At 42.6% G+C, this 7,649-nt stretch carries 6 protein-coding genes; all 6 read right to left on the bottom strand.

Features of this window, described 5'->3' with window-relative positions:
* Positions 1 to 45: 45 nt before the first annotated feature.
* Complete coding sequence (eno, locus tag BET01_RS12005) at positions 46 to 1,344, bottom strand: phosphopyruvate hydratase (RefSeq protein WP_120197060.1); 1,299 nt, start codon at positions 1,342 to 1,344, stop codon at positions 46 to 48.
* A gap of 19 nt (positions 1,345 to 1,363) precedes the next feature.
* Entirely contained in the window at positions 1,364 to 3,001 is a 1,638-nt protein-coding gene (locus BET01_RS12000; protein ID WP_120197059.1) for an FAD-dependent oxidoreductase, read from the bottom strand.
* A gap of 12 nt (positions 3,002 to 3,013) precedes the next feature.
* Positions 3,014 to 3,577: an alkyl hydroperoxide reductase subunit C gene (ahpC, locus tag BET01_RS11995; RefSeq protein ID WP_120197058.1), complete on the bottom strand. Its 564-nt coding sequence runs from the start codon at positions 3,575 to 3,577 to the stop codon at positions 3,014 to 3,016.
* A 217-nt stretch (positions 3,578 to 3,794) separates the two neighbouring features.
* A complete protein-coding gene (locus BET01_RS11990) occupies positions 3,795 to 4,037 on the bottom strand; it encodes an RDAC family protein (RefSeq protein ID WP_120197057.1) in 243 nt (80 codons plus the stop codon).
* 5 nt (positions 4,038 to 4,042) lie between these two features.
* A complete protein-coding gene (gene trpS, locus BET01_RS11985; protein ID WP_120197056.1) occupies positions 4,043 to 5,134 on the bottom strand; it encodes a tryptophan--tRNA ligase in 1,092 nt (363 codons plus the stop codon).
* A 68-nt stretch (positions 5,135 to 5,202) separates the two neighbouring features.
* On the bottom strand, positions 5,203 to 7,641 hold the full coding sequence (locus BET01_RS11980; RefSeq protein WP_120197066.1) for a homocysteine S-methyltransferase family protein: 2,439 nt from the start codon (positions 7,639 to 7,641) through the stop codon (positions 5,203 to 5,205).
* Positions 7,642 to 7,649: the final 8 nt, after the last annotated feature.

The raw sequence follows: 7,649 nt of genomic DNA, 5'->3' as shown, positions 1-7,649 counted from the left end.
AAAAAAGCCTGCCAGATTTAAGACCTGGCAGGCTTATAAATATCTTTAAGAACGCTTGATATGGAATGCATCCATTCCTGGATAAACTGCACCCACGCCTAATTCTTCTTCGATACGAAGAAGCTGATTGTATTTGGCTACACGCTCACTTCTGCTTGGTGCACCCGTTTTAATCTGACAGGTATTAAGAGCAACCGCAAGATCTGCAATGGTGGTATCCTCTGTCTCTCCGGAACGGTGAGATGCAATGGCAGTATAGCCTGCGCTGTGAGCCATCTTAATGGCCTCCAATGTTTCGGATACAGAACCGATCTGATTAAGCTTAATTAAGATAGAGTTTCCGCAGCCTTCGTTAATTCCTTTTTTCAGACGCTCTGTGTTGGTTACGAACAAATCATCACCAACCAACTGGATTCTATCTCCAAGCTCTTTCGTAAGAAGCTTCCAGCCTTCCCAGTCATCTTCATCAAGGGCATCTTCGATGGAATAGATTGGATATTTATCGCACAGGTTTTTCCAGTGAGCAATTAATTCCTCAGAGGTAAAATGCTTTTTGCTCTTAGGAAGAAGATATTCGCCCTTCTTCTCTCCCTTCCATTCACTAGAAGCTGCATCCATAGCCAGAACAAAATCACGGCCTGGCTCATAACCTGCTTTTTTGATTGCTTCTAAAATCAGCTCTATGGCAGCATCGTCGCTTTCTAAGTCGGGAGCAAAACCACCCTCATCACCGACTGAAGTAGCAAGTCCTTTTGATTTCAAGATAGAAGCAAGGCAGTGGAATACTTCTGTACACCAACGAAGGCCTTCTTTAAAGTCAGCCGCTCCTGTTGGCATTATCATGTATTCCTGTACATCAACGGTATTGGCAGCATGAGCGCCACCGTTTAAGATGTTCATCATAGGCACTGGAAGACGATTGCCTGTTATCCCACCTAAGAAACGATAAAGCGGAACTCCTAAGCTAATTGCCGCGGCTCTGGCACTTGCAATGGATACTGCCAAAATAGCATTGGCACCAAGTCTTGATTTATCCTTTGTCCCGTCTGCAGCAATCATAGCCTTATCAATGGCATATATATCAGAGGCATCCATTCCTACAAGAGCGTAATGAATGACTGTATTAATGTTATGAACCGCATTCAATACACCTTTTCCTCCGAAGCGGGCTTTGTCCGCATCTCGAAGCTCTAACGCCTCAAATTCACCCGTAGACGCTCCACTTGGTGCAGCACCTCTAGCGATGGTTCCGTCAACCAAATGTACCTCAGCTTCTACAGTAGGATTACCTCTGGAATCAATTATTTCTCTTCCAATTACTTTTTCAATCTCCAGATAATTCATCATGATATCTCCTTTTCGTTTAAATGGTTTCCAATATGTTAAGAAGGTCCTCTAAGGATTTCTTCCCAAACTCAACTTTTTTTTGATTTATAATCATACAAGGAACACTCATGATCTGATACCGTTCTTTTAATTCAGGGTATAAGTTAAGATCATAGGTCCAGGCATTTACTAGCTCATTTTCTGCCGCAATTCTTCCGGCAGACATTACTGTGGTTGGGCACATGGTACAGGATAAGGATACTGCAACGATGATATCAACAGGCTTTTTTATTTCCTTAATCCGCTGTGCTTCCTCCGGGCTAATTGCCTGCCCAGGGCCTGCTACATTGTATAATCCAATGACAAAAGAATTAAACTCATGCCCACCAGGTATGGCATAAAACCTGAGGCCGGATTCCGTGCCATCTTCTTTAAGAACGCAGATTGCAGGAAGCTTCTCATCGGTTGTTGTTTCCTCCGATTCCCAACTCACCAGACATTCCACCTGATCTGAAATTCCCGAAAGTTCTTTCAAAAAGCCTTCCATCTGAGCTGCCAGAGGGCTTTTATTGAGCAAAGCCTTCACCGTTACCTTACGTTCAAATTTTCCAAATAAATCTTTTAGTTGGAGCTTCATCTCCGGCGTAATAAATTCATCGCCTTCCACGCTCTCCTCACTATGGCCATCAGCCTTATACTCCGCTTTTACTGGTTCTTCTCTCTTTTCAATGCCTAGCTTTTCCCACATGTCTGCCACGTATTTTTCCAGGGAAGTCGCTGCAATTGCACCATCTGAGACCGCTGTCACCACTTGGCGAAGATTTTTTACACATACATCACCAGCTCCATAAATACCAGGAATATCTGTCATCTGGTCTGGGTCGGTGATTATATATCCGTCATGGTTCAATGCTACTTTTCCATGAATCCAGCTCGTATCCGGTACGTAACCTGCAAAAACAAAGATTCCAAAGGTTTCACCTTCAGGTGTATCATACTGCCATTCTTCTCCTGTTTTAATATCCCGAAACTTTGCAGTTCGAAGTAACGTATCACCTGCTGCTTCTACAATCTCAGTATGGTAGTGGACTTCGATTTTCTCATGTTCTCTTGCCTTATCCGCTACTGACCCTGCACAGGTAAAGTCATCCTCCCGTACAATAATGGTCACCTTTTTTGCATACTTTGTAAGAAATACCGCTTCTTCTGCGGCAGCATAGCCGCCTCCAATGACAAACACATCCATACCGGTAAAGAATTCTCCATCGCATGTCGCACAGTAAGCCACTCCACGTCCTTTGAAAGTTTCTTCTCCTTGAAAGCCGATCATTCTTGGGTTAGCGCCTAATGCCAAAACCACGCCAAGAGCTTTTAAATCTCCTTTATCCGTCTTTACCACCCGGAGCTCCTGAGACAAATCCATATCTAAAACTTTAGCCATCTTAAATTCTGCACCAAAATTTTCTGCCTGTTTTCGCATCTTATCCGTAAGCGTTGTGCCGTCAATGCTTTCTATTCCAGGATAATTCACAACTTCAGAGGTAATCGTAATCTGTCCGCCAAGCTTTTCCTTTTCCAGAACCAGTACCTTAAATCTGGCTCTTGCGGCATAGATGGCTGCGGACAGGCCCGCTGGGCCTGTACCGACGACAATTACGTCATACAATCCATCCATAATATCCCACCTTTACAAGAGTCCAACTAGATCAAGGCTGGGCTTTAATGTTTTCTCTCCTGGTTTCCAGTTTGCCGGACAAACTTCATCTCCATGTTCTGCAACGAACTGGGAAGCCTGAACCCGACGGAATAACTCGTCTGCATTTCTTCCTACATTGCCTGCAATGACTTCATAAGCTACAATCTTACCTTCTGGATTCACCACAAAGGTTCCTCTCTCTGCCATGCCAGACTCTTCTATCATTACATCAAAATCTCTAGAGATCACACCGGTTGGATCTGCAAGCATGGGGTACTTGATTTTCTTTATGGTCTTTGATACATCGTGCCATGCTTTGTGTACAAAATGGGTATCACAAGATACGCTGTAGATCTCACAACCGATCTTTTTAAAATCTTCATATTTATCTGCAAGCTCTTCCAGCTCTGTTGGACATACAAAAGTAAAATCTGCCGGATAGAAAAAGAATACCGACCATTTTCCCAAAACTTCACTTTTTGTTACCTCTTTAAATTCTCCATTCATAAAACTCTGTACCTTAAAATCACCAATCTCTTTTCCAATAAATGACATACCATCTATCTCCTTTCGTGATTGCTATACTAATTTAATATGGCATATTTCTATGTTTTTATGAGTTAGTCTCTACTAATTCATGTATTAATATTAGCACATATCTTCCAGAAGTTCAATAATGATATTGATAATAATTATTGTTTTGTCAAAAACGCCGGAAAAGCCCAAAGGAAACCGTCTCCTCTGTATCTTTTCCGGCGTCCTTTATTTGTCATCAGAGAGTCCAGAAATTCAATCCATCTTCTCCGTATTCCAACTTAAAACGAAACCTTGAAAAATAATCATTTAAAATTAAAGTAAGTGCCTGTAATTCAGCTTTTCCATTTTTCACGTCCAAAGATTCAATGCGACATGACTGTTTTCCACAGGCATCCCTTAAATGGATTTGAAAGCGTAAGCCCTGATTCTTAATGATCTCATTGCATTCTAAAATCTGTACGATGGATATGATGTTCATAGTCCTTATTCCTGGCTCTGGTACTTCTTAGCCTGTTCCTCAATCAGCTCTAGATCATCAAAATAATTAATCTTCATCGCTTCCTTCACATCTTTCAGCGTTGCGGCAGCTTTTTCTGATGCCTTTATGGAACCTTCTTTTAAGATTTGGAATACGTAAGGAATTTGAGCCTCATATTCTTTTCTTCTCTTGCGGATAGGCTCTAGCTCAGCTTGAAGAATGCTGTTTAAAAATCTCTTAACCTTAACATCTCCCAGTCCACCTCTTTTATAGTGGTCCTTCAGCTCATCAAGATTTTTATATTCCGGTAAGTACTTCTCAAAATCCTCTTTCTTACAGAATGCATCAAGATAGGTAAATACAGTGTTCCCTTCTATTTCTCCAGGATCTGATACCTGTAAGTGATTTGGGTCTGTAAACATGCTCATTACCTTTTTCTTTACATCCTCTTCTGAGTCGGATAAATAGATGCAGTTACCAAGGGACTTGCTCATCTTTGCTTTACCGTCAGTGCCTGGAAGTCGTAAGCAGGCCTTGTTATCAGGAAGAAGGATATCTGGCTCTACCAGTGCATCTCCATAAACAGAATTGAATTTTCTTACAATTTCTCTCGTCTGTTCAATCATTGGCTCCTGATCTTCACCCACAGGAACTGTGGTTGCTTTAAATGCTGTGATATCCGCCGCCTGGCTGATTGGGTAGGTAAAGAAGCCAACCGGTATGCTGGTTTCAAAGTTCCTCATAGTAATCTCAGACTTTACCGTAGGATTTCTCTGAAGCCTTGAGACAGTCACCAGGTTCATATAGTAAAAGGATAGCTCCGTCAGCTCCGCAATCTGGGACTGGATGAACAAAGTACACTTTTTCGGGTCCAAACCGCATGCAAGATAATCCAGCGCAACCTCTATGATATTTTGACGAACTTTTTCAGGGTTGTCCGCATTATCGGTCAATGCCTGGGCATCCGCAATCATAATAAAAATCTCGTCAAATTCACCGGAATTCTGCAATTCCACTCTCCGTCTTAAGGAACCTACGTAGTGGCCAATGTGCAGTTTTCCTGTGGGTCGGTCTCCCGTTAAAATAATCTTTCCCATGTTTGTACCTCCAGTAATATTATCAAGTTTAATTGTACCATTCATTCTGTATTTGTCAATGAGGCACCTTATTTTACTTTAAATACACCTTCCGCATAATTTACAGAAGCCATGGCATCCTTACAGTACTGATTAGCACCAATTGTTTTTGCATAATCCTCTGTTAAAACGGCTCCTCCTACCATAACTTTGGTATCCGGGGATTCCTTTTGAAGCTGTCTTATCGTCTCTTCCATACTTGGAACCGTAGTGGTCATGAGCGCGCTTAAGCCCACCAGCTTTACGTCTTTTTCTACCGCAGTCTTTACGATTAGCTCAGGTGGTACATCCTTTCCCAGATCAATCACATCGTAGCTATAATTTTCAAGCAGTACCTTCACAATGTTTTTTCCGATGTCGTGAATGTCTCCCCTAACAGTGGCAAGAATGACGGTTCCCTTTTTTGCTTCCACGATACCACTTTTAGCTAGCTGTTCCTTAATTACCTCAAAGGCTGCCTTAGCCGCTTCAGCACTCATTAATAACTGAGGAAGGAACACAGTCCCCTTTTCAAAGCCTTTTCCCACTTGATCAAGGGCTGGAATCATCTCCTCATTAATGATAGATAGAGGTTCCTTATCCTTAATAAGTTCCAAAACAGCGGCATGGGCACGGTCCCTAAGCCCCTTCTTTATGCTTTCCCCTAAGGAAAGTTCATTGCCAGCATTATTTCCTGAACCTGGTACGGCTCCTGGCTTTAAAGTATCTCCAAGGGTTGCCACCTGTCCGCTGTATACCTCTATATAGCGGCTACACTGCGGATCTAGGTCGCAAAGAGTCATATAGCTTAAATAAGATCGCATCATTGCTTCTGAATTGGGATTTATAATTGCTGCACTTAATCCATTTTGAAGAGCCATTGTAAAAAATGCTGCATTGATGATTTCTCTCTGAGGAAGACCAAATGAAATATTAGATACACCCAGAGTGGTTTTTCCGCCCAGCTCATCTCTTACCTTTCTTAAGGTTTCCAAAGTGGTTAAAGCACCTTTGCTGTCAGAGCTGACGGTCATACACAGAGCATCAATTACAATGTCCTTTTTATCAATTCCATACTCTTTTGCTTTCTTATAAATCTTTTCTGCCACTGCGATTCTGCCGTCTGCTGTCTCTGGGATTCCATCTTCATCAAGAGCCAGGGCAACCACCACGCCTCCATACCGTTTCACCAGAGGAAAGATGGCTTCCATCACTTCCTGCTTCCCATTGATGGAGTTGATCAGAGGTTTCCCATTGTAAATCCTCATGGCTTGTTCCATGGCTTCAATATCCGAAGTATCAATTTGTAAAGGAAGGTCAATGATGCTTTGAATTTCCTTAATTACCTCCACCATCATAGACGCCTCATCAATTCCTGGAAGTCCTACGTTGATATCGAGTACATGAGCTCCATTATCTTGTTGAGAAACGCCTTCCCTTAAGATATACTCCAGGTTGTGATCCCGAAGAGCCTGTTTGAACTTTGATTTCCCAGTTGGGTTGATTCGCTCACCGATAATGATGGGTTCCCTGTCCATAACAACCGCTTGAGCATAAGAGGATATGACGGTACGATTCTTTTTATCTGGAAGATTCACAGGGATATCCTTACAAAGTGCCACTGTTTTCTCAATATGTTCTGGAGTCGTTCCACAGCAGCCACCCACGACACATGCTCCCATTTCAACGATCCTTGACATGACTCTTGCAAATTCATCGGCATCAATATCGTAGACGGTTTTTCCCCCTTCGCTTCTTGGAAGTCCTGCATTGGGATTGACGATGACGGGAGTTGAAGTCACCTTCATGATATCAGATAAGATGCCCTCCATCTGAATCGGACCAAGACCACAGTTGATTCCAAGAGCATCCACTCTAAGTCCTTCCAGTAAGGCTACCGTAGATTCTACGTTACCTCCTGTCAAAAGCTTTCCCTTCTCATCAAAGATCATGGTTACAAACACAGGAAGGTTGGAATTTTCTTTTGCTGCTAAAACTGCCGCCTTTGTCTCATAACTGTCGCTCATCGTCTCAATGAGAATCAGGTCTGCTCCCTCTTCCACACCAATTGTTACAACCTGGGAATACATGTGATAGGCGTCCTCAAAATCCAGTTCTCCTAACGGTTTTAAAAGTTTTCCGGTGGGACCTAAATCCAGGGCAATGTAGCCGCGTTCCTTACCGTCTGGATAGTTGGCTGTTTCCACTGCTTCCCTTGCGTTTTTAAGAGCTGCTCTCACAACTTCATCTAAGTCAAACTCAGCACCTTTATAAAACTTCAAGCCATTGGCTCCAAAGGTATTGGTCTTTATAATGTCAGCGCCAGCCTCCAAATAATCCCGGTGAAGCTTAGTAATAATCTCCGGATGGATCACATTCCAGGTTTCTGGCAGCTCCCCTGGCTTTAAGCCATTGGCCTGCAAAAGACTTCCTGTTCCTCCGTCAAAAAATACGATTCTTTTTCTGATCTCTTTTAAAATCCCTGTCATAAATTCCT

Origin of the sequence: Lacrimispora algidixylanolytica (assembly GCF_003609635.1) — a bacterium.
Taxonomy (GTDB): domain Bacteria; phylum Bacillota; class Clostridia; order Lachnospirales; family Lachnospiraceae; genus Lacrimispora; species Lacrimispora algidixylanolytica.
The sequence above is the reverse complement of the archived record's forward strand: the minus strand, read 5'-3'. Positions and strand labels throughout refer to the sequence as shown.